Here is a 19,677-nt window from a genome sequence, read left to right on the forward strand (position 1 = left end):
AGCATGGATCGCGCGACACTTCGCCGCAGCCTGTAGCGTAAGTGATCGACGCTTGCGCCCATAAGAAAAACAAGGAGAACGCCATGTCTGCCGCGGACAATAGCCGCTTCGTCATTCGTGACCGAAACTGGCACCCCAAAGCCCTGACACCTGATTACAAGACCTCGATCCTGCGCTCGCCGCGTCAGGCGCTGGTCAGTATCCCGCAATCCATTTCCGAAACCACGGGCCCGGATTTCTCGCATTTGAAGTTTGGTCAGCACGACAACGATCTGCTGCTCAACTTCAACAACGGCGGGCTGCCCATCGGTGAGCGCATCCTGCTGGCCGGCCGGGTCTGTGATCAATACGGCAAGCCGATTCCGCATACCTTGGTGGAGATCTGGCAAGCCAATGCCGGCGGGCGTTATCGCCACAAACGCGATGCCTATCTGGCACCCATCGACCCCAACTTTGGCGGTGTAGGGCGAGCGCTGACCGACAGCGAAGGCAATTACAGCTTCCGCACCGTCAAGCCAGGCCCTTACCCGTGGCGCAACGGCCCTAACGACTGGCGTCCGGCGCATATTCATGTGTCGATCAGCGGCCCGTCGATTGCCACCCGCCTGGTCACCCAGCTGTATTTCGAAGGCGATCCGTTGATTCCTATCTGCCCGATTGTCAAGGCCATCGCCAACCCGGACGCCGTGCAGAGCCTTATTGCCAGGCTCGATCTGGGGATGGGTAATCCAATGGATTGCCTGGCGTACCGCTCTGACATCGTGTTGCGCGGCCAGCGCAAGACACACTTCGAAAATTGCTGAGGAGGCCCGACATGCCCGTTCAATTACTGCAGGAAACCCCTTCGCAAACCGCTGGCCCGTACGTGCACATCGGTCTGGCACCGCAAGTGGCCGGCAATCCGACCCGCGAGCTGGAAATCTGGAACGAGATGGCCAGGCCCGACGCGCCGGGTGAGCACATCGTGCTGCTGGGCAACGTCTTCGACGGCAACGGTCATCTGATCCGCGATGCGTATCTGGAATTCTGGCAGGCCGACCATCAAGGTGCGTATCACAGCGAATTCGATCCGGAGCGGCCGTTCAACGGCTTCGGCCGCACGGCGACCACTGACGACGGCCAATGGATTCTGAAGACCATCAAGCCAGGCTCGGCACATAATGCGGCCGGGGTGCCGATGGCTGCGCACATCAACGTTTCGCTGTTTGCCCGTGGTATCAATATTCATCTGCAGACGCGGCTGTATTTCGACGACGAAGCGCAGGCCAATGCTCAGGACCCGGTGCTCAATCTGATCGAGCAGCCGCCGCGTCGCGAAACGCTGGTCGCGCGCCGCTGCACGCATGATGGGCAAACGGCCTATCGTTTTGATATCCGCGTGCAGGGTGAAGGCGAAACAGTGTTTTTCGATTTCTGAATCGGTTGTCGATTTGCGTATCAATGTGCGTGCGTTCCCGGCGCCTGCATCGGCAGGCGACCTTATAAAAATAAAAGGACATCTCCATGACGCTTTCCGCCAGCCGGCCTGTGCCGTGTACGCTCGACGTTCAGGCCTTCATCAATGCGCAACCGCTGTCCGGGTATCAGTGGCGGGTGGTTGCGCTGTGTTTTCTGATCGTGTTTCTCGATGGCCTCGATACCGCCGCAATGGGCTTCATTGCACCAGCGCTCAGCCAGGACTGGGGCATCGACCGGGCCAGCCTGGGCCCGGTGATGAGCGCTGCGCTGATCGGCATGGTATTCGGCGCGCTGGGTTCCGGCCCGCTGGCCGACCGGTTCGGGCGCAAGGTCGTGCTGGTGTTCGCGGTGTTTCTGTTCGGTCTGTTCAGCCTGGCGTCTGCTTACAGCAGCAACATTGATCAACTGCTGGTATTACGCCTTCTGACCGGGCTGGGGCTCGGTGCAGCGATGCCCAATGCCACCACGTTGTTGTCGGAATACACGCCCGAGCGGCTCAAGTCGCTGCTGGTTACCAGCATGTTCTGTGGTTTCAATCTGGGCATGGCCTGTGGTGGGTTTGTGTCGGCCAAACTGATCCCGAGCATGGGCTGGCACAGCCTGCTGATGCTGGGCGGTATTCTGCCGTTGATACTGGCGATGGTACTGATGGTCTGGCTGCCGGAATCAGCGCGGTTTCTGGTGGTGCGCAATCGCGGTGCGGAGCGTATTCGCAAAGTGCTGGCACCGATTGCGCCGAAGGCGTTGGCTGGCATCACCGATTTCAGCGTTCCCGAGCAGAAAACGGTCAGTAGCCGCAACGTGCTGAAAGTGATTTTCTCCGGTACATACAGCGCTGGCACGCTGTTGCTGTGGCTGACGTATTTCATGGGGCTGGTTATCGTCTACCTGTTGACCAGCTGGCTGCCGACGTTGATGCGCGACAGTGGCGCGAGCATGGAGCAATCGGCGTTCATCGGTGCGCTGTTTCAGTTCGGCGGGGTGCTGAGTGCAGTGGGGGTCGGCTGGGCAATGGATCGTTACAATCCGCATAAGGTCATTGGTCTGGCCTATGCGCTGGCGGGTGTGTTCGCCTGGCTGGTCGGGCAGAGTCTGGGCAATGTCGCCTTGTTGGCCACGCTGGTGCTGCTGGCCGGTATGTGCATCAACGGCGCACAGTCGGCAATGCCTTCACTGGCAGCGCGTTTCTACCCCACTCAGGGGCGTGCCACTGGCGTGTCGTGGATGCTCGGGATCGGCCGCTTCGGCGCGATTCTCGGCGCCTGGGCCGGTGCCACACTGCTGGGCCTGGGCTGGAGCTTCGAACAGGTGCTGACGGCGCTGGTGGTCCCGGCTGCCCTGGCCGCGATAGCGGTGCTGATCAAGGGCTGGGTCAATCATTCGGACGCTACCTGAAACCTTTCAATCTGGAGTGGTGATGTGAACAGAGTGAGCAATCAACTTTTCGATGCCTACTTCATGCAACCCGAAATGCGCGAGATCTTTTCGGATGAAGGCCGGGTACAGTGCATGCTCGATTTCGAGGCTGCGCTGGCTCGGGCACAGGCACGCGTCGGCCTGATCCCGCCCGAGGTGGTCGCCGACATCGAACTGAGCTGCGACGCACGGCTGTTCGATTTCGACGCGCTGGCAATTGCCATCGGCAGTGCCGGCAATTCGGCGATTCCGCTGGTCAAGGCGCTGGGCAAACAGATAGCCGCGCGCAGTGCTGAGGCCGAGCGCTATGTGCATATGGGCGCAACCAGCCAGGATGTGATGGACAGCGGGCTGATTCTGCAACTGCGTCGAGCGATCGTGCTGCTTGAGCGTGATCTCACCCTACTGGCCGATGCGATGGCTGAGCAGGCACAGCGTCATGCTGGCACGCCGCTGGCTGGACGCACCTGGCTGCAGCAGGCCACGCCGGTCACTCTGGGGATGAAAATCGCTGGCTGGCTGGGCGCGGTGACTCGTCATCGACAGCGCTTGAACGAGATCAAACCGCGTCTGTTGTGCCTGCAATTCGGCGGTGCTTCCGGCAGCCTCGCGGCGCTGGGCGACCAGGCCTTTTCGGTGGCCGAAGCGCTGGCCGGTGAATTGCAACTGGCGTTGCCCGAGCAGCCCTGGCACACCCAGCGTGACCGACTGGTGGAGTTTGCCGGTCTGCTGGGCCTGATCGCCGGCAGCCTCGGCAAACTGGGGCGCGACGTGAGCCTGCTGATGCAGACCGAAGTGGGCGAGGTCTTCGAGCCTTCGGCACCGGGTAAGGGCGGATCTTCGACCATGCCGCACAAACGCAACCCGGTCGGTGCTGCGGTCATGATCAGCACCGCCACCCGCGCACCGGGGCTGGTCGCCACGATGCTGGCCGCCATGCCGCAGGAGCACGAGCGCAGTCTGGGCCTGTGGCATGCCGAGTGGGAGACTTTGCCGGAGCTGTGCTGTCTGGTTTCCGGTTCGCTGCAGCAAGCGTTGCAGGTGCTACCCGGTCTGCAGGTCGATGCCGAGCGTATGGCGAGCAATCTGCAATCCACCAAAGGGCTGGTGCTCGCCGAGGCAGTGAGCATTGCGCTGGCTCAGCGCATCGGGCGCGATGCTGCCCACCATCTGGTCGAACAGTGCTGCCGTCGTGCGGTAGAGCAGGGCGCGCATTTGCGTCAGGTGCTTGGCGAAACCCCGCAAGTCAGTGAGCAGTTTTCTTCCGACGAGCTGGATCGTCTGCTTGATCCGGCCCATTACCTTGGCCAGGCCCGACAATGGGTCGAGCGTGCCGTGGCTGAACACACAAGGATTTCCCGATGACCGAAGACGAACGTTACGAAGCTGGCATGCAGGTGCGCCGCGCAGTGCTGGGCGATGCGCATGTCGACAACAGCCTGAGCAAACTGACGCCGTTCAATGAAGAATTCCAGGAGATGATTACCCGTCACGCCTGGGGTGATATCTGGACACGTCCAGGGTTGCCGCGCCACACGCGCAGCCTGATCACCATTGCGATGCTGATCGGCATGAATCGCGAGGGCGAATTGCGCCTGCACCTGAAGGCCGCAAAAAACAATGGCGTGACCCGTGAGGAAATCAAGGAAGTGCTGATGCAGAGCGCGATCTACTGCGGCATTCCGGCGGCCAATGCGACGTTCCACCTCGCCGAAACGGTGTGGGATGAAATGGGCGTGGAGTCGTTGAAGGAGGATTGAAAAGTCGCATAACAAGGAGTGCTGCAGCGAAATGTCATGCCTTACCCGCGTTCACTGCCCATAAATGAAAGCGCTGTTTTATCACGAAGTCGGGCCTCAATCTCACTGACTCGCAGAACCAGCGCGTGGCGCGTAGCGCCACAAAGAGGACGCAGAGCGTCCAGAACTGCATGCCGACGCGGAGCGTCGGCACGATAGTCAGTTAGATTTCTGTATAACGATGAGTGATCAACCGTGGCGGCGTTTTTGTTTTTAGAGCAGCGACAGCGGGTAGCTGACGATCAGGCGGTTTTCGTCGAACTGGTTGGTGTTGTAGTCACGCCGCATGGTGGAGTTGCGCCATTTGAGCGACAGACTTTTGAACGCGCCACTCTGGAACACGTACGCCAGCTCGGTTTCCCGTGCCCACTCTTCGCCATCGGTGATAGCGCCGGTGTGTACATTGTCACCGCTGATGTAGCGGTTCATCAGGGTCAGGCCGGGTGCGCCCAGGGCTGCGAAGTCGTAGTCGTGACGCAGCTGCCAGGATTTCTCCCTGGCGTTGTCGAAGCTGGAGTTGTAACTGTCGTTGGCCAACGTCCCGCCACTGGTACCGTTGACGCGCATCCAGGCGCTGTCGCCGCTGACCTTCTGCAAACCCAGGTAAAAGGTGTTACCGCCGTGCCGTGCCGAGAGCATCGCTGACCAGGTCTTGTTGTCCAGATCACCGGCCAGCGACTGGCCGTCGTCTTTGCCCTGGAAGTAGCCAAGGTTGGCCCCCAGCGTCCAGCTGCCCAACGGCTGGCTGTGCAGCAGGTTGAAATATTGCTGGTGGTAGATGTCTTCAAGCTCGGCGTACCACACGCCGACCTGGGTGCGCTTTTCGTTGAACACGTACTCGCCGCCGCCGAAGTTGAAACGGTCTGAGGTGAACGCTGAGCGGCCGTTCAAGGACATGTCTTCCATGCTGGCGTCGTTGCGCGGGCTGTTGCCGCGGAACTGGCCGCCGTACAGGGTCAGCCCGTCGATCTCTTTGGAAGTGATTTGCCCGCCCTGAAAGGTTTGCGGCAGCGAGCGGCCGTCATCCGAGCGCAGGATCGGCAACACGGGCATCCACTCGCCGACCTTCAATTCGGTCTTCGAGAAGCGCGCCTTGCCCGCCACGGCCAGTCGCCCGAAGTCGTCGGCCGGGCGTCCATCGCTGTGGATCGGCAGCAATTGCGTGCCGCCTGTTCCCTTGCCGCCGTCTAGCTTGAGCGAGTAAAGGCCCAGCGCATCCACACCAAAGCCAACGGTGCCTTGGGTGAAGCCGGAGCGGGCATCGAGGATGAAGTTCTGCGTCCACTCCTCGGCGTAGTTCTGCGCATTGGCCGGGTCGACGAAGTTGCGGTTGATATAGAAGTTGCGTAGGTTCAGATTGACCTTGGCGTCTTCGACGAACCCGGCAGCATTGCCGCTGATGGGTGTCAGGTTTGCAGCAATGGCCGCAGACAGACCGCAAAGGAGTTTGCAGGAGGAATTGGCGCGCATGGAACAGACCTTTTTTGTAGTTATTGAGTCGTGTAGCTGGCTACGATAGTGAAAGGCCGGAAGGTGCCGTGCAATTGTGAAATAACTGTTTCGGGCGATAATCGAACGTTAATGAACCGGTTCGAACATTTTGTGGAGGGCGTTGCAAACGTGTGTGCGATGCTCACTGGTCTGTAGATACGGGTCTGTAAACATAGGCGGCGTGCTCTGGCGTTTTCGGCCACGGCGTCCGGCTGCTGAAACTTGAACAAGGGAGACTGTCAGAAATTTTGTGTTCGGGCATAACATGTAGCTAGAGGTGCATGTATGCCGACCAAAAAGAAGTCCGCCAATGCAACAGCGAGGGAGTTGCCCTCGATTCCCCAAGAGCTGATCGAGCAGTTTGTTAAAGGCCCGATGAGCGCCGAAGCCATTCAAGACGCGTCCATGGCGTTCAAGAAGGCTCTGATCGAGCGTGCGCTAGGCGCCGAGCTGGGTCACCACCTTGGTTACCCTCAGGGCGCGGAGCGCCCTGAGGAGTCGACCAATCAGCGTAATGGCAAAAGCAGCAAGACGGTTCTGACCGACGACGGGCCGCTTCGCCTGGATATCCCCAGAGACCGCGATGGTAGCTTCGCCCCGATCCTGATTCCCAAGCACGAACGACGTTTTACAGGCTTCGACGACAAGATAATTGCCATGTACGCCCGGGGCATGACGGTGCGTGAGATCCGCGCTTTTCTATCTGAGCAGTATGGAACTAACGTGTCCCATGACTTCATCAGCTCAGTCACCGATGCGGTCATGGAAGAGGTGGGCACTTGGCAGCAACGACCCTTGGAACCGATGTATCCGGTGATCTTCTTCGATGCGTTACGGGTCAAAATCCGGGACGAGGGGTTAGTGTGCAACAAGGCTATTTATCTGGCGCTGGGGGTATTACCTGATGGCACGCGCGACATTCTGGGTATATGGATCGAGAGCACCGAGGGTGCCAAGTTTTGGATGAAGGTGTTCAACGACCTCAAGACTCGTGGCGTTGAAGATGTTCTGATCGCCGTCACGGATGGCCTCAAAGGAATACCGGAGGCGTTGGGGGCGGTTTTTCCTGCCACGACGCTGCAAACCTGCATCGTGCATCTGATCCGCAACAGCTTGGACTATGCCGCTTGGGATAAACGTCGGGCACTGGCCAAAGCACTCAAGCCGATCTACCAGGCGATCAATGCAGATGTGGCTGAGCAAGAGCTTAACGCCTTTGAAGCGGGCCCCTGGGGCAAGCAGTATCCGACTGTGGTTGCTGCATGGCGTCGCGCCTGGGATCGGGTTATACCGTTTTTTGTTTTCCCGGCGGGCATCCGCAAAGTGGTTTACACGACCAATGCCATCGAGAGCATCAATGCCCAGTTACGCAAGATCATCAAGACTCGAGGGCACTTCCCGACCGATGAGGCCGCGACGAAACTGATATGGCTTGGGTTGCGCAACATCACCGCCAACTGGGGTCATGCGGCACACGACTGGAAAGTGGCAATGAATCAATTTGCGATCCTGTACGGGGACCGATTTACCAGACCGAGCTGGTAAAACAAGGGCCTGCCTGACGGCAGGCCCTAACCAGCCCGAACACAAAAAAACTGATACTCCCGAACAAGGAAGCGCGATGAGCACTGCCAGCACGCCTTTGTCCGGCGTCAACCAACCACTGAAAGGGATTGGTTTCATTCTTCTGGCGACTTTTCTGTTCGCCAGTCACGACACACTCTCCAAGTACCTGTCCGGCTTCTATCCGATCATTCTGGTGGTCTGGGCGCGCTATCTGGTGCACACGCTGCTCATGGCCTGCATCTTCATGCCATCGGCGGGGTTGCGCGTGCTGCGTACCAAGCGTCCCGGCTTGCAGGCATTGCGTGCGCTGGCGCTGTTGGGCACCAGTCTGCTGTTTACCAGCAGCCTGATGTTCATCCCGCAGGCAGAGGCGACCGCGGTCAACTTTCTCGCTCCGTTGCTGGTCACGGCACTGTCGGTGCCGCTGTTGCATGAGCGTGTGACGCGCGGGCAATGGGTTGCGGTGGTTGTCGGGTTTATCGGGGTGATGATCATCATTCATCCGGGGGGCGAGCTGTTTACCCCGGCGATTCTGCTGCCGCTGTCATCAGCCTTGTGCTTTGCGCTGTATCAACTCCTGACGCGGCTGGTCAGCCCGTTCGACAGCCCGACCACCAGCAACTTTTTTGCCGGGCTGTTCAATACCCTGTTGATGAGCGCGCTGGTGCCGTTCTTCTGGGAAGTGCCTGCGCTTAAACATCTGCCGTTTCTGCTGGCGCTGGGGGCATGTGGTATGTCGGCCCACTTGCTGCTGACCCAGGCCTTCCGCTTCGCCGCCCCGGCAATGCTCGCACCGTTCAGCTATTGCCAGATCGTGTTTGCCGGGCTGCTGGGTTTCGTGGTGTTCGACCACATGCCATCACCGACCGCACAGGCCGGTATCGCCATCATCTGCCTCAGCGGCCTGGCGGCGGCTTGGCAACAGCGGCGTAAGGGTGGGTGATGAGCTGTTCCTTCGTACGAATACACAAATCTGACTGACTATCGTGCCAATGCTCCGCGTTGGTACGCAGTTCGTGACGCTCTGCGTCACATCTGTACCGCAGCACAACGTAGTGTCTTGCGCGCAATCACTTTACATAGATAAAGCGCTTTTTATCGCGGTGGCACTGACGACGCAGAGTGCGAAGTTAGTGACGGCTGAGTCCTGGCACTGATCCGGGGGATGCGAGGCAGGACGCCGAGCAAGCCGCATCGGGCCAAGGATGGCTCGTTGAGGTTGTCCACCAGCCCCTGGGCGCGTTGCGGCTCGACTTCGAATACTGTCAGGCATTCGACGCCAGCGCTCAATAACGCATGAGCCACGGCAGCGCCTGCGCCACCTGCGCCCATTTGCACCACCTGCTGACGTGGAGCCTTGTCCAGGCCGCGTTGGAAGCCTTCGGCAAAACCCAGGCAGTCAGTGTTGTGACCAATGCGCTTGCCGTCCTTGAACACCACGGTATTCACTGCGCCGATACCGCGGGCTTCGGCGGACAGCTCGTCCAGTAATGGGATAACCGCCTGCTTGCACGGAAAGGTGATGTTCAGGCCGGTGAAGCCGCAGTTTTGTGCGCTTTCGATAAGCTGGGGCAGGGCGCTGATATCCAGTTGCAGGGCGTCGATATCGATCAGCCGATACAAGTAGCGCAGGCCCTGGGCGTCGCCTTCGTGCTCGTGCATGGCGGGCGTTCGCGAGGCCTGAATGCCCGAGCCGATCAGGCCGGCAAGAACGGATTTTTTTTCAGCATGGGTCATAGAATACGTCTCTTGTTTTTGTGCCACTGCCCGGTCCAGAGCAGGTGTTGAGCGGAATGTACCAGATGGTTAATAGTGCCGCAGGTGGCAGGCGATTGCCATGCAGCGATATTGTGCGGTGATCGCCCTAATCAGTGATAATCCACGGCCAGCCGCTTCAGATCAGCCAGAGTTCACGCCGCACATGCCCGATTCCGTTTTTAGCGCCGCACAGCAACAAGCCAGCACGTTGTACCTGCCGCCAGGCGCGTGGGCCACAGTGCTCGATTGCCTGTGCGCGAAATTCACCGTCATCAGCCGCGAACAATGGCTGGACCGTATTGCCCGCGGACGGGTGCTGGACGAAAACGGCAAGGCCATCGCGCCTGACCTTGCGTACCGCGAGGGCCTGCGCATTCACTATTTCCGTGAGGTGCCCAACGAAACGCCGATCCCGGTGCTCGAAACGATTCTGTACGCCGACGAGCATCTGGTGGTGGCGGACAAACCGCACTTTTTGCCGGTGACACCCGCAGGTGAGTACGTCGAGCAGACGTTGCTGCGCCGTCTGATCCATCGCCTGGGCAACCCCGATCTGGTGCCGCTGCACCGTATCGACCGGCACACCGCCGGGCTGGTGCTGTTTTCCGCCAACCAGCAGACGCGCTCGGCTTATCAGGCGCTGTTTCCCACCCGGCAGATCGACAAGTTCTACGAAGCCATTGCGCCAGCGTTGCCGGGGCTGGAGTTTCCACGTTTGCACGAAAGCCGTCTGGTCGAAGGCGAACCATTCTTTCGCATGCAGGAAGGAGCAGGGGCGAGCAATACCCGGACGCAGATCGAGGTGCTCGAACGGCAGGATCAATTGTGGCGGTACGGGCTTTATCCGGTGACCGGCAAGAAACATCAACTACGCGTGCACATGGCGGCACTGGGCGCGGGCATCTGCAACGACCCGTTCTACCCGGCCGTGGTAAAGAACCCTGTCGACGATTATCAAAACCCTCTGAAGCTGCTGGCCAAGGGCTTGCGCTTCATCGACCCGCTCAGCGGTAAACAGCGTCAGTTCGAGAGCCTGCTTGAACTCGACTGGTAAGCGGTAAAGCCGGGCTGACGGCCAAAAAAAACCCGCACTCGGCGGGTTTTTTCAAATCAGTCACAAGTCACACGACGCCCGGATCACAGATCCTTGACGGTACGTACCTGATCCTTGTTGATGCGGGTCTGCTTGCCGTCGAGTTGCTTGAACTCGTAGAAGCCCGATTCTTCATCGTACTTTGGCGTATCGACAGCCTGGATTTCACGACCATCGTTCAAGGTGATCACAGTGGGCGATGCGCAGCCGGCGAGGGAGGCAATGCTCAATGCAAGCAGGAAGGCAGCGGGAAGGGTCCGTTGTTTCATTACTGTGTCTCCAGATGGATTCTTGATTTACTGAACTCTCAGACGGATACACCGTCGGCAAAGTTCCGTATACACCGTCAGCAAGTTCAATAGCCAGTCACTTGCCACAGTTTTCGCTGATCCCGGTCAACAGACAGGGAGTATTCAGGTTGGCCAGGCGTGGATCGCCAGCTTCCAGTTGCAGGGCGACTGGTTGCAGCGGTTCCAGGGCCCTTCTCGGGCTGCGTTCGCCGGCCTGCCATGCGGCTTCCAGCGTTGCGGCGTGAGCGATGGGGATCATACATAAAAGCGGCTGCCAGTGCTGGCCTTCACGCACCATTATTGGTCGCTCCGGGCATTCAACAGCCTTTTCGCGTAACGCTTGCAGCAACGGTTCATCGACCAAAGGTACGTCGCAGGGCAGAACCAGCAACCACTGATGCCGGGCGAGTGGCAGGGCGGCGCGAATTCCGGCCAGAGGACCGTTGAAATCGGCATCGTCGTCCTGCACCAGTTGATCGGCGTACTGCGCATAGCGCTCGATGTTGCGGTTGCAGGAAATGATCAGGTCGTCGGTCAGCGGCCGGGTCAGCCGGTGCAGGTGCTCGATCAGCGCCTTGCCCTGCCACTCGATCAGGCCCTTGTCACGCCCGCCCATGCGCTGCCCGCGACCTCCGGCCAGCAGCAGGATAGAGCAGGGAGGCAGTGCGGCAGGGACATTCATCAAACACTCGGCGGGCAGTCAAAAGGAGTGCTGTGATATAACACCGGCCTGTTTCCTTAACAACTGGATGAGGCCATGAAAGCCAAGGCTGACACACCTTTCGTACCCCTGAATATCGCCGTGCTGACCGTCAGCGATACCCGCACCCGTGAAACCGATACCTCGGGCCAAATGTTCGTCGACCGTCTGACCGACGCCGGTCATGGCCTGATCGAGCGCGTGCTGCTCAAGGATGACCTGTACAAAATCCGCGCTCAGGTAGCGACCTGGATTGCCGACGATCAGGTGCAGGTCGTGCTGATCACCGGCGGCACTGGCTTCACTGGCCGTGACAGCACGCCGGAAGCCGTGGCGTGTTTGCTCGACAAGCAGGTCGATGGTTTCGGTGAACTGTTCCGGCAGATTTCGGTGCCGGATATCGGCACCTCGACCATTCAGTCCCGTGCGTTGGCGGGCCTGTCCAATGGCACCCTGGTGTGCTGCCTGCCGGGCTCCACCAATGCGGTACGCACGGCGTGGGACGGGATTCTCGCCCAGCAACTGGATTCGCGCTTCCGGCCCTGCAACTTCGTGCCGCACCTCAAGCAGGCCGAGCCCTGTGCGACTCGTGGTTGAGTGCTGATGAACAACGAGCCGAAAACCTTGCTGCCTGTCGAAGAGGCTATCGCACGGCTGCTGGCGATGGCCGAGGCCACGCCGATCACTGATCGCCAGCGTGTTCCGCTGGCCGATGCCGAAGGCCGTGTGCTGGCGGTAGATCTGATCTCCACTCTGGATCTGCCGCCCTGGCCGAACAGCGCCATGGACGGTTATGCCCTGCGCGTAGCGGACTGGAGCGGCGAGCCGTTGACGGTCAGCCAGCGCATCTTTGCCGGTCAGGCACCCGAGCCGCTGGCACCTGGCACCTGTGCACGAATCTTCACCGGTGCGCCGATGCCTGAAGGTGCCGATTGCGTCGAGATGCAGGAAAACGCCGAGGTGCTGGCGGATCAGCGCGTGTGCTTCAGCGAGCCGCTGAGCGTTGGGCAGAACATTCGCCCACAGGGGCAGGAAACCCGCGTCGGCGACACCGTACTGGCGGCTGGGACGCGGCTTGGTCCTATTGAATTGGGCCTGGCCGCTTCGTTGGGCCTCGCCGAGCTTGAGGTGATCCGACGGGTGCGTGTCGCGGTGCTGTCCACCGGCGACGAGTTGATTGAACCAGGTCAGCCATTGGGGCCGGGGCAGATCTACAACAGCAACCGGGTGTTGCTGTGCAGTTGGCTGAAGCGACTCGAATGCGAGGTCGTGGATGCAGGCATCCTGCCGGACGATCTGGCGAAGACTCGTACTGCGCTGGCGAATCTGCACGATGTCGACCTGATCCTCTCCACGGGCGGCGTCTCGGTAGGCGAAGCGGATTTCCTTGGTCACGCATTGCGTGAGGAAGGCGAACTGACGCTCTGGAAGCTGGCCATCAAGCCCGGAAAACCGCTGACTTTCGGGCATTTTCGTGGCGTACCGGTGATTGGCCTGCCCGGCAATCCCGCCTCCACGCTGGTCACCTTCGCTTTGCTGGCGCGTGCTTACCTGCTGCGTCGCCAAGGTGTGATTGACGTAGCGCCGTTGCAGTTTCCGGTGCCCGCAGGGTTCGTCTGGACGCGCCCGGGCAATCGTCGCGAATACCTGCGCGGGCGTCTGGAACAGGGCAGGGCCGTGGCCTATCGCAACCAGAGCTCGGGTGTATTGCGCAGCGCTGCCTGGGCTGACGGCCTGATTGAAGTGCGTGAAGGCTCAACCGTGGCCGAAGGGGACTGGGTCAACTTCATCCCGTTGAGTGAAGTGCTGGGCTGAGTGGATTAATGGTTGGGCGGGCACGCATGAGCTACTCTCAACATCGCTGACAAGTTGGGCAACCGGACTTCGCCCTGGAGTATTGTTATGGCGCCATTGAGAGTGGCTTGTGTGATCCCGACCTACAACGGACGCAAGGATCTGGAACGTCTACTGGACTCGCTGGCTACGCAGACTGCGAGCTTCGATACACTGATCGTCGACTCCAGTTCTTCAGATGGCACGCTGGAGCTGGCGCAAGCCCGTTGTGCCAACGTATTGCGCATCGACAGCAAGGACTTCAACCACGGTGGTACCCGGCAGATGATGGTCGATTTGCATCCCGACTACGACGTCTATGTCTATCTGACCCAGGACGCCTACGTTGAAGATATCAATGCCATTGCCAACATTCTGCTGCCTTTCGCAGACCCCAAGGTCGGCGCGGTCTGCGGGCGTCAATTGCCGCACAAGAACGCCAACCTGCTGGCCCAGCATGCACGGTTGTTCAATTACCCTCCGACTTCGCAGATCAAGACTCTGGCCGATGCACGCACGCTGGGCATCAAGACGCCATTCATGTCCAACTCGTTCGCGGCCTATCGCGGTGAAGCGTTGCGGGCGATTGGCGGCTTTCCCCGGCATGTGATTCTTTCCGAAGACATGTACGTCACCGCCAAAATGCTGATCGATGGCTGGAAAGCAGCCTATGAAGGTTCGGCTGTATGCCGTCATTCGCATAACTACAGCCTGCGTGAGGAGTTTTGCCGTTACTTTGATATCGGTGTGTTCCAGTCCCGTGAAGCGTGGATCTACGAAACCTTTGGCGGCATCGGCGGCGAGGGCATGCGTTACGTCAAGTCCGAGCTTAAATTCCTCGGCCCCCGGCGAATTCTCTGGTGGCCCATGTCGTTCGTACGTAATGCGCTGAAGCTGCTGGCCTACAAGCTGAGCAAGCAGGAAAAGCGCCTGCCCCGTGGTGTGAAGAAAAAACTCGGGATGTACAAGCGCTATTGGGACAGTCCTTACGCCTGACCGAACCCTGCGCCGGACGCTGAGCGCCCGGCGTCTGGCACATCAGCTTTTCGCAGCTTCTTCGTCCAGACGGTCGGCCTCGAACAGTTGCGCGAGGTCGGCCCTGGCTTCACGGGCGGTCTGCAGAACCTTGGCGTCGTCGTCATACACTTCATGTTGTGCGGCCAGCACCTGTTCGTCGTGGCGCTTGAAGCGACTGATGCGCGCATCGGCCTGTGCCTCGGTCAGGCCCAGCCCCATCAGGGTCTGACGGCTCATCTCCAGGCTTGAATAGAATGTCTCACGCACGGCATGAGCGCCAATGTCCATCAACCGGTGAACGTGCTGGCGGTTACGTGCACGGGCAATGATCTTCATGTGCGGATACAGCTTGCGGATCAACTCGGCGGTCTTGATGTTGGTGTCCGGATCATCCGTCGCAATGACGAAGTATTCCGCTTCATCAACCTTGGCTGCACGCAGTATTTCCGGGCGCAGCGGGTCGCCATAAAACACCGGCACATTGCCGAAGCTGCGCGAAAACTCGATCGATTCCACAGCGGTATCCAGAGCGATGAAAGGGATTTTCTGCGCCCGCAGGATCCGCGCTACGATTTGCCCCATACGGCCCATGCCAGCGATGACCACGCGTGGTTTGTCGGTCTGGATATCGCGGTACTCGTCCGGCACCTCGACAGGCTTGATCCTGGGTTTGATCCAGCGCGCCAGGGCAATGAACAGCAACGGCGTGATCGCCATCGACAAGGTGATGGTCAGCACCAGCATGTCGTAAAGCCCCGCCTCGAACAGCCCTTGAGCGCTGCCGATCTTGAACACCACGAAGGCAAATTCGCCACCGGCTGCCAACACCAGGCCCAATTGCAGCGCGCTGCGCTTATTGAGACCGCCAGCGGTACGACCGATCAGGAACAGCATCGGCAGCTTGATTCCGATCAACAGCAGCGTCAGGCCCAGCACCGCGAGGGGCGAACTGAGCAGCAAGCCGACGTTGGCACCCATGCCGACACTGATGAAGAACAGCCCCAGCAACAACCCTTTGAACGGTTCGATCTGTGCTTCCAGTTCGTGACGGTATTCGGAGTCTGCCAGTAGCAGACCGGCGAGAAATGCGCCCAGCGCCATGGACACGCCCACCAGTTCCATCAGCCACGCCGTACCAATCACTACCAGCAAGGCAGTGGCGGTCGAGACTTCCTGGATTTTGGTCTTGGCAACGATGCGAAATACCGGACGCAGCAAATAGCGGCCGCCGATCACCACAATGGCAATGCTGCCCAGCACGCGCAGGCCGTGGTTGATGCTTTCGCCGGTGTCCATTGCGTGATCGGCCCCGGCCAGGAATGGCACCATGGCAATCAAGGGAATTGCTGCAATGTCCTGAAACAGCAGGATAGCGAACGCCATCCGGCCATGCGGGCTATTCAACTGCTTGCGCTCGGCCAGACTCTGCAGGCCGAAGGCTGTGGATGACAGCGCCAGGCCAAGACCCAGAATGACCGCAGTGTTCAGCGACTGGCCGAAGGCAAACAACGCGATCCCGCCAATGACCAGGCCCGTCAGCAACACCTGCGCCATGCCTACGCCGAACACCGATTTGCGCATGACCCATAAACGCTTTGGCGACAGCTCCAGACCAATGATGAACAGCAGCAAGACCACGCCCAGCTCGGAAATGTGACTGACGCTCTCCGTATCGCCTATCAAGCCCAGCACCGAAGGGCCGATGATCACTCCCGCGAACAAATAGCCGATCACCGCGCCCAGCTTCAGGCGCTTGGCCAGCGGTACTGTCAGCACGGCGGCGAGTAGAAACACTACTGCGGCCTGCAACAGGCTGCCTTCATGGGGCATGTAAAACTCCTTGGTAATAATTGAACACACTGTTTGAGCAGGGCGGTATTAAAGCATGGGAGTTTTACACGGCAACGTTCATCGCGGCATGACAATAATCAACGCGGTTGATAGAGCGCGCGTGAAGGATGCGAAGGAGGGGAGCAGGGCAGGCTGACGATGCCATTCGTCGCGCATCGGCGTAAGCTATGCGCGCAAACAGGCAGTGCCAACTGCCCGCTCACGAGCATTCAGGAAACCGTTATGACCAACAAGCAGCGTTTGATTTACTCGATTCTGATCGCCCTCGGCGTTCTGGCGATCATGCTGGGCTTGTCGCACCTGCAAAACAGCGGTGTCATCACCGAAAAAACCTTTCAGTACATCGCAATCAGCGTGGCCGTACTGGTCGTGATTCTTAACGGGATCATGCGCCGCAAGGTCAAGCGGTAAGCGCGGCAAGTGGCAAGGATGACGAGGCCCGTTTTACTGGGCACCATCCTTGCTCGCATCACCCAGCCATTGTCGGGCACGAGGGTGCAGGCTGTAGGTCTTGTCGTCATTGAGGTGAATCACGCCTTCATCGCACAGGCGCTTGAGCACTTCGCGCACACTTAGAAACGACAGCGGTACATCAAGCCTGAGCAGCTGGCTGTGCACGCCCCGTACTCCCAATGGCTGGCCTTCCTCGCTCGATACCAGAAGCGCATCGAGCACCTTGAGCCTGACCAGGCTGGTACGCAGACCAAAGCTTTTCAGGAGCAGTCGGATGTGCTCGTTTCCGGGCCGCTCTGTCTCCAGAGCGGGCGACTGTGCCTGCGCAGCCAGTGCTGTTTGGCGCAGCAGGGTGCGAGTCGTGATTCCTTGGCGATTGAACATCCACAAACTCCTTTTCAGGCTTTTTTTAAACAATCTCAGTTACTAAGACGAACGAGCGCAGCAAAACCTCAGTTATCAATGGAAAAAAATAAAAACGCCAACACGCACGGGGTGGCCGCAGCGCTGTGCGTTTCAGGGTAGATGAAGATCGGGCAGTCGCGAGGGGACGGTTGATCCGGCGATCGGCGGATACAAAATCGCTCTGCGTCAGTCAGGTGCGCGAGAGCGCTCAGCCTTTCGGAGCGTCGGGTATCCGGCGGTTGAGCACCGGGTTGCCGTTCTGGTTCTGCGTGACATAAACCGGCAGCACCTTGGGCAGAGAGGCCAGCAGGCTGGACAGGTCGCGCGTGTTGAAACTGCCGCCAAGGCGCATGGCACCGGTTGCGGTATCGGCCAGCAGAATAGGCGTTTGCAGGTAGCGATTGATCAGTGGCAAGGCCTGGCTGAGAGGCAGATCATTGAAGATCAGCTTGCCATTACGCCACGCCAGGCTCGAATCCTTTGTGTCGGTCTGGCTGATCAGGGGCGCGTCGTCGCCTGCCTTGTAGCTGGCCTGCATGCCAGGGTCAAGATGATGGCTTGACGACGGATGTGCGCGATCACTGCTGACCTGAACCGAGCCCTCGACCAGCGTTACACGTACCTGGTCCTGATACATCCACACATTGAAGCGTGTGCCCGTGACCTTGATGCTGCCCTTGCCGGCATCGACTACAAAAGGGTGTGTGTTGTCGTGGCTGACCTCAAAGAACGCCTCACCCTTTTTCAGCGTGACGCTGCGTCGATCCTTGTAGTTGGCGTAGGTCAGCTCGGTGCCGAGGTTCAGTTCGGCACGGCTGCCATCTGCCAGTACCACAAGACGCGTCGCGGTATCGGCGTTGTAGGACTCGTAGGTGTCAGGCAGCCAGCCCTGATTCCAGCCCACATAACCGGTGACCGGCACAGCCAGAGCAATGACCGCCGCGGCAGCCGCGAGTGGTGCCACGCGGCGCTTGCGACGAAGTACGGGCTGGTTGCTCTGTGTAGCCTGAATCGGGAGTGCCGGGGCCGGATTGAGCGGTTCGATTTGTCCGGTAATGTCCCAGACTTCCCGCATCGCCTCATACTCCACCGCATGCAAAGGATGGGCTTTCAGCCATTGCTCGAACGCTTTCCGTTCTGCGGCGGTGCAGTCTTCGGCGTGCAGGCGCATGCACCAATGCGCAGCGGCATCGGTGATCGCGTCGTGTTCTGCCTTGCTGAAAAGAGGGTCGCTCATGGGCGCTCCGGCCTATACCGTCGGCGCATTCTACCCTTGGATGTCAGGGAGAGAGAACATTTGCAGGATATTACCCGTCAACGCACAGCGTAATTCCTTGTGAATGCAAGCAGCTCTCATTGAAACCTTTCCGCGACAATCGAGTACGTGTAGTGCGCAGGGAGTTTTTTTGCAGGGCCTGCAGCGCTACTCTCGGTGCTGTTATTTCGTGTGGTTGTTCCCGGTACCTTGCCATGACATGAACAGGAGTCTCAGATGTCCGCCATCCCTAACGATCAGCCGGTCCGGACGATTTCATATCAGCAACTGGAAGATTTATTGCGGCGGATCTTCCTTGCACACGGCACCTCCCCGGAGGTTGCCGATGTGCTTGCCGAGAACTGCGCCAGCGCTCAGCGCGACGGCTCGCACAGTCATGGCATCTTTCGCATGCCTGGCTACATCTCATCGCTGAACAGCGGCTGGGTGGATGGCAAGGCAGTGCCGTTGATCGAGGATGTCGGTGCTGCATTTGTCAGGGTCGACGCCGGCAACGGCTTTGCCCAGCCTGCGCTGGCGGCGGCCAGTTCATTGCTGATCGACAAAGTGCGCAGTGCCGGGATTGCGGTTCTGGCGATACGCAATTCTCATCACTTTGCCGCGCTGTGGCCGGATGTCGAACCTTTCGCCGAACAGGGGCTGGTCGCCCTGAGCATGGTCAACAGTATGACCTGCGTTGTGCCACACGGTGCGCGTCAGCCCCTGTTCGGCACCAACCCTATTGCCTTCGCTGCACCGCGTGCGGGGGGCGAGCCTGTTGTTTTCGACCTGGCAACCAGCGCCATTGCCCATGGTGATGTTCAGATCGCAGCGCGGGAAGGGCGATTGCTACCAGCGGGTATGGGCGTGGACCGCGAGGGCCGGCCTACTGAAGATCCTCGCGCCATTCTCGATGGCGGGGCACTACTGCCCTTTGGCGGTCATAAGGGGTCCGCATTGTCGATGATGGTCGAACTGCTGGCGGCAGGGCTGACAGGCGGTAACTTCTCCTTTGAGTTCGACTGGTCGAAGCATCCCGGCGCGCGGACACCCTGGACAGGTCAGTTGCTGATCGTCATCGATCCGGACAAAGGCAGCGGTCAGCATTTTGCACTGCGTAGCGAGGAACTGGTAAGGCAGCTCCACGGGGCAGGGCAGGAGCGACTGCCGGGGGACCGACGCTACAGCGAGCGTGCGCGGTCGATGGCGCACGGTATCGACATCGCTGAGGCTGATCTGGAGCGCTTGCAGGGTCTGGCGGGCGGTTGAGCCGTTTACAAATTCGCTGACCA

The 19,677-nt window shown here is 59.6% G+C and carries 19 protein-coding genes and 1 pseudogene; 13 read left to right on the top strand and 7 right to left on the bottom strand.

The window, feature by feature from the left end:
• Positions 1–83 precede the first annotated feature (83 nt).
• From pcaH to pcaC, 5 genes are all read left to right on the top strand, one after another.
• Positions 84–803 (top strand): protocatechuate 3,4-dioxygenase subunit beta, encoded by a 720-nt coding sequence (gene pcaH / locus AC4ANK_RS11455; RefSeq protein ID WP_460382910.1) that lies wholly within the window; start codon positions 84–86, stop codon positions 801–803.
• A gap of 11 nt (positions 804–814) precedes the next feature.
• Positions 815–1,417, top strand: a complete 603-nt coding sequence (pcaG, locus tag AC4ANK_RS11460; RefSeq protein ID WP_004665140.1) for a protocatechuate 3,4-dioxygenase subunit alpha — start codon at positions 815–817, stop codon at positions 1,415–1,417.
• Positions 1,418–1,503: 86 nt separating this feature from the next.
• Positions 1,504–2,853, top strand: coding sequence for a 4-hydroxybenzoate transporter PcaK (gene pcaK / locus AC4ANK_RS11465; RefSeq protein WP_460382908.1), 1,350 nt, complete (start codon positions 1,504–1,506; stop codon positions 2,851–2,853).
• A 24-nt stretch (positions 2,854–2,877) separates the two neighbouring features.
• Positions 2,878–4,239 (top strand): 3-carboxy-cis,cis-muconate cycloisomerase, encoded by a 1,362-nt coding sequence (locus AC4ANK_RS11470; protein ID WP_002553124.1) that lies wholly within the window; start codon positions 2,878–2,880, stop codon positions 4,237–4,239.
• Entirely contained in the window at positions 4,236–4,634 is a 399-nt protein-coding gene (gene pcaC / locus AC4ANK_RS11475; RefSeq protein ID WP_002553125.1) for a 4-carboxymuconolactone decarboxylase, read from the top strand. Before AC4ANK_RS11470 ends, pcaC begins: the two co-directional genes overlap by 4 nt.
• A gap of 252 nt (positions 4,635–4,886) precedes the next feature.
• Here pcaC and AC4ANK_RS11480 read toward each other — a convergent pair whose 3' ends face one another.
• Positions 4,887–6,143 carry an OprD family porin gene (locus AC4ANK_RS11480; protein WP_031595227.1) on the bottom strand — a complete coding sequence of 419 codons (1,257 nt, stop codon included), beginning with the start codon at positions 6,141–6,143 and terminating at the stop codon, positions 4,887–4,889.
• A 306-nt stretch (positions 6,144–6,449) separates the two neighbouring features.
• Between AC4ANK_RS11480 and AC4ANK_RS11485 the strand changes: the two genes are divergently transcribed.
• A complete protein-coding gene (locus tag AC4ANK_RS11485; protein ID WP_054082596.1) occupies positions 6,450–7,709 on the top strand; it encodes an IS256-like element ISPsy17 family transposase in 1,260 nt (419 codons plus the stop codon).
• A gap of 76 nt (positions 7,710–7,785) precedes the next feature.
• Positions 7,786–8,673, top strand: a complete 888-nt coding sequence (locus AC4ANK_RS11490) for a DMT family transporter (protein WP_002553127.1) — start codon at positions 7,786–7,788, stop codon at positions 8,671–8,673.
• Between the two features lie 266 nt (positions 8,674–8,939).
• On the opposite strand, the pseudogene AC4ANK_RS11495 reads toward AC4ANK_RS11490, so the two are convergent.
• A pseudogene (locus tag AC4ANK_RS11495) lies at positions 8,940–9,467 on the bottom strand (shikimate dehydrogenase); the annotation flags it as partial.
• 184 nt (positions 9,468–9,651) lie between these two features.
• On the opposite strand from AC4ANK_RS11495, the gene AC4ANK_RS11500 reads away from it, so the two are divergent.
• Positions 9,652–10,542 (top strand): pseudouridine synthase, encoded by an 891-nt coding sequence (locus AC4ANK_RS11500; protein WP_002553128.1) that lies wholly within the window; start codon positions 9,652–9,654, stop codon positions 10,540–10,542.
• An 83-nt stretch (positions 10,543–10,625) separates the two neighbouring features.
• On the opposite strand, the gene AC4ANK_RS11505 is transcribed toward AC4ANK_RS11500, so the two are convergent.
• Together AC4ANK_RS11505 and mobA are read right to left on the bottom strand one after the other, a co-directional pair.
• Positions 10,626–10,850, bottom strand: coding sequence for a YgdI/YgdR family lipoprotein (locus AC4ANK_RS11505; RefSeq protein ID WP_002553129.1), 225 nt, complete (start codon positions 10,848–10,850; stop codon positions 10,626–10,628).
• Between the two features lie 97 nt (positions 10,851–10,947).
• Complete coding sequence (mobA, locus tag AC4ANK_RS11510; protein WP_002553130.1) at positions 10,948–11,553, bottom strand: molybdenum cofactor guanylyltransferase MobA; 606 nt, start codon at positions 11,551–11,553, stop codon at positions 10,948–10,950.
• 75 nt (positions 11,554–11,628) lie between these two features.
• On the opposite strand from mobA, the gene moaB reads away from it, so the two are divergent.
• From moaB to AC4ANK_RS11525, 3 genes are all read left to right on the top strand, one after another.
• Positions 11,629–12,168, top strand: a complete 540-nt coding sequence (gene moaB, locus AC4ANK_RS11515; RefSeq protein WP_002553131.1) for a molybdenum cofactor biosynthesis protein B — start codon at positions 11,629–11,631, stop codon at positions 12,166–12,168.
• Between the two features lie 6 nt (positions 12,169–12,174).
• Positions 12,175–13,386, top strand: coding sequence for a molybdopterin molybdotransferase MoeA (locus AC4ANK_RS11520; RefSeq protein WP_002553132.1), 1,212 nt, complete (start codon positions 12,175–12,177; stop codon positions 13,384–13,386).
• Positions 13,387–13,473: 87 nt separating this feature from the next.
• On the top strand, positions 13,474–14,400 hold the full coding sequence (locus AC4ANK_RS11525) for a glycosyltransferase family 2 protein (protein WP_002553133.1): 927 nt from the start codon (positions 13,474–13,476) through the stop codon (positions 14,398–14,400).
• 42 nt (positions 14,401–14,442) lie between these two features.
• Here the strand turns inward: AC4ANK_RS11525 and AC4ANK_RS11530 are convergent, their stop codons facing one another.
• Entirely contained in the window at positions 14,443–16,251 is a 1,809-nt protein-coding gene (locus AC4ANK_RS11530) for a monovalent cation:proton antiporter-2 (CPA2) family protein (RefSeq protein WP_002553134.1), read from the bottom strand.
• Between the two features lie 243 nt (positions 16,252–16,494).
• Between AC4ANK_RS11530 and AC4ANK_RS11535 the strand changes: the two genes are divergently transcribed.
• Entirely contained in the window at positions 16,495–16,683 is a 189-nt protein-coding gene (locus AC4ANK_RS11535) for a hypothetical protein (RefSeq protein ID WP_005779813.1), read from the top strand.
• Between the two features lie 33 nt (positions 16,684–16,716).
• Here AC4ANK_RS11535 and AC4ANK_RS11540 read toward each other — a convergent pair whose 3' ends face one another.
• Both AC4ANK_RS11540 and AC4ANK_RS11545 read right to left on the bottom strand, forming a co-directional pair.
• The gene (locus tag AC4ANK_RS11540) at positions 16,717–17,109 is read right to left on the bottom strand and encodes a Fe2+/Zn2+ uptake regulation protein (RefSeq protein ID WP_002553137.1); all 393 of its coding nucleotides are present in this window, start codon (positions 17,107–17,109) and stop codon (positions 16,717–16,719) included.
• A gap of 229 nt (positions 17,110–17,338) precedes the next feature.
• A complete protein-coding gene (locus AC4ANK_RS11545) occupies positions 17,339–18,367 on the bottom strand; it encodes a FecR family protein (protein ID WP_002553138.1) in 1,029 nt (342 codons plus the stop codon).
• 255 nt (positions 18,368–18,622) lie between these two features.
• Here AC4ANK_RS11545 and AC4ANK_RS11550 point away from each other — a divergent pair, with 255 nt between their 5' ends.
• A complete protein-coding gene (locus AC4ANK_RS11550) occupies positions 18,623–19,654 on the top strand; it encodes an Ldh family oxidoreductase (protein WP_002553139.1) in 1,032 nt (343 codons plus the stop codon).
• Positions 19,655–19,677 lie beyond the last annotated feature (23 nt).

The organism is Pseudomonas sp. Pmew2 (assembly GCF_058129885.1).

Bases quoted from the DNA above. Each gene is read 5' to 3' on its own strand.
- AC4ANK_RS11545 (WP_002553138.1), bottom strand. From the start codon at position 18,367: ATGAGCGACCCTCTTTTCAGCAAGGCAGAACACGACGCGATCACCGAT.
- pcaK (WP_460382908.1), top strand. From the start codon at position 1,504: ATGACGCTTTCCGCCAGCCGGCCTGTGCCGTGTACGCTCGACGTTCAG.
- pcaG (WP_004665140.1), top strand. From the start codon at position 815: ATGCCCGTTCAATTACTGCAGGAAACCCCTTCGCAAACCGCTGGCCCG.
- AC4ANK_RS11550 (WP_002553139.1), top strand. From the start codon at position 18,623: ATGTCCGCCATCCCTAACGATCAGCCGGTCCGGACGATTTCATATCAG.
- AC4ANK_RS11505 (WP_002553129.1), bottom strand. From the start codon at position 10,850: ATGAAACAACGGACCCTTCCCGCTGCCTTCCTGCTTGCATTGAGCATT.
- AC4ANK_RS11525 (WP_002553133.1), top strand. From the start codon at position 13,474: ATGGCGCCATTGAGAGTGGCTTGTGTGATCCCGACCTACAACGGACGC.
- pcaC (WP_002553125.1), top strand. From the start codon at position 4,236: ATGACCGAAGACGAACGTTACGAAGCTGGCATGCAGGTGCGCCGCGCA.
- AC4ANK_RS11520 (WP_002553132.1), top strand. From the start codon at position 12,175: ATGAACAACGAGCCGAAAACCTTGCTGCCTGTCGAAGAGGCTATCGCA.
- AC4ANK_RS11480 (WP_031595227.1), bottom strand. From the start codon at position 6,143: ATGCGCGCCAATTCCTCCTGCAAACTCCTTTGCGGTCTGTCTGCGGCC.
- AC4ANK_RS11540 (WP_002553137.1), bottom strand. From the start codon at position 17,109: ATGTTCAATCGCCAAGGAATCACGACTCGCACCCTGCTGCGCCAAACA.
- mobA (WP_002553130.1), bottom strand. From the start codon at position 11,553: ATGAATGTCCCTGCCGCACTGCCTCCCTGCTCTATCCTGCTGCTGGCC.
- AC4ANK_RS11535 (WP_005779813.1), top strand. From the start codon at position 16,495: ATGACCAACAAGCAGCGTTTGATTTACTCGATTCTGATCGCCCTCGGC.
- moaB (WP_002553131.1), top strand. From the start codon at position 11,629: ATGAAAGCCAAGGCTGACACACCTTTCGTACCCCTGAATATCGCCGTG.
- AC4ANK_RS11490 (WP_002553127.1), top strand. From the start codon at position 7,786: ATGAGCACTGCCAGCACGCCTTTGTCCGGCGTCAACCAACCACTGAAA.
- AC4ANK_RS11485 (WP_054082596.1), top strand. From the start codon at position 6,450: ATGCCGACCAAAAAGAAGTCCGCCAATGCAACAGCGAGGGAGTTGCCC.
- pcaH (WP_460382910.1), top strand. From the start codon at position 84: ATGTCTGCCGCGGACAATAGCCGCTTCGTCATTCGTGACCGAAACTGG.
- AC4ANK_RS11530 (WP_002553134.1), bottom strand. From the start codon at position 16,251: ATGCCCCATGAAGGCAGCCTGTTGCAGGCCGCAGTAGTGTTTCTACTC.
- AC4ANK_RS11500 (WP_002553128.1), top strand. From the start codon at position 9,652: ATGCCCGATTCCGTTTTTAGCGCCGCACAGCAACAAGCCAGCACGTTG.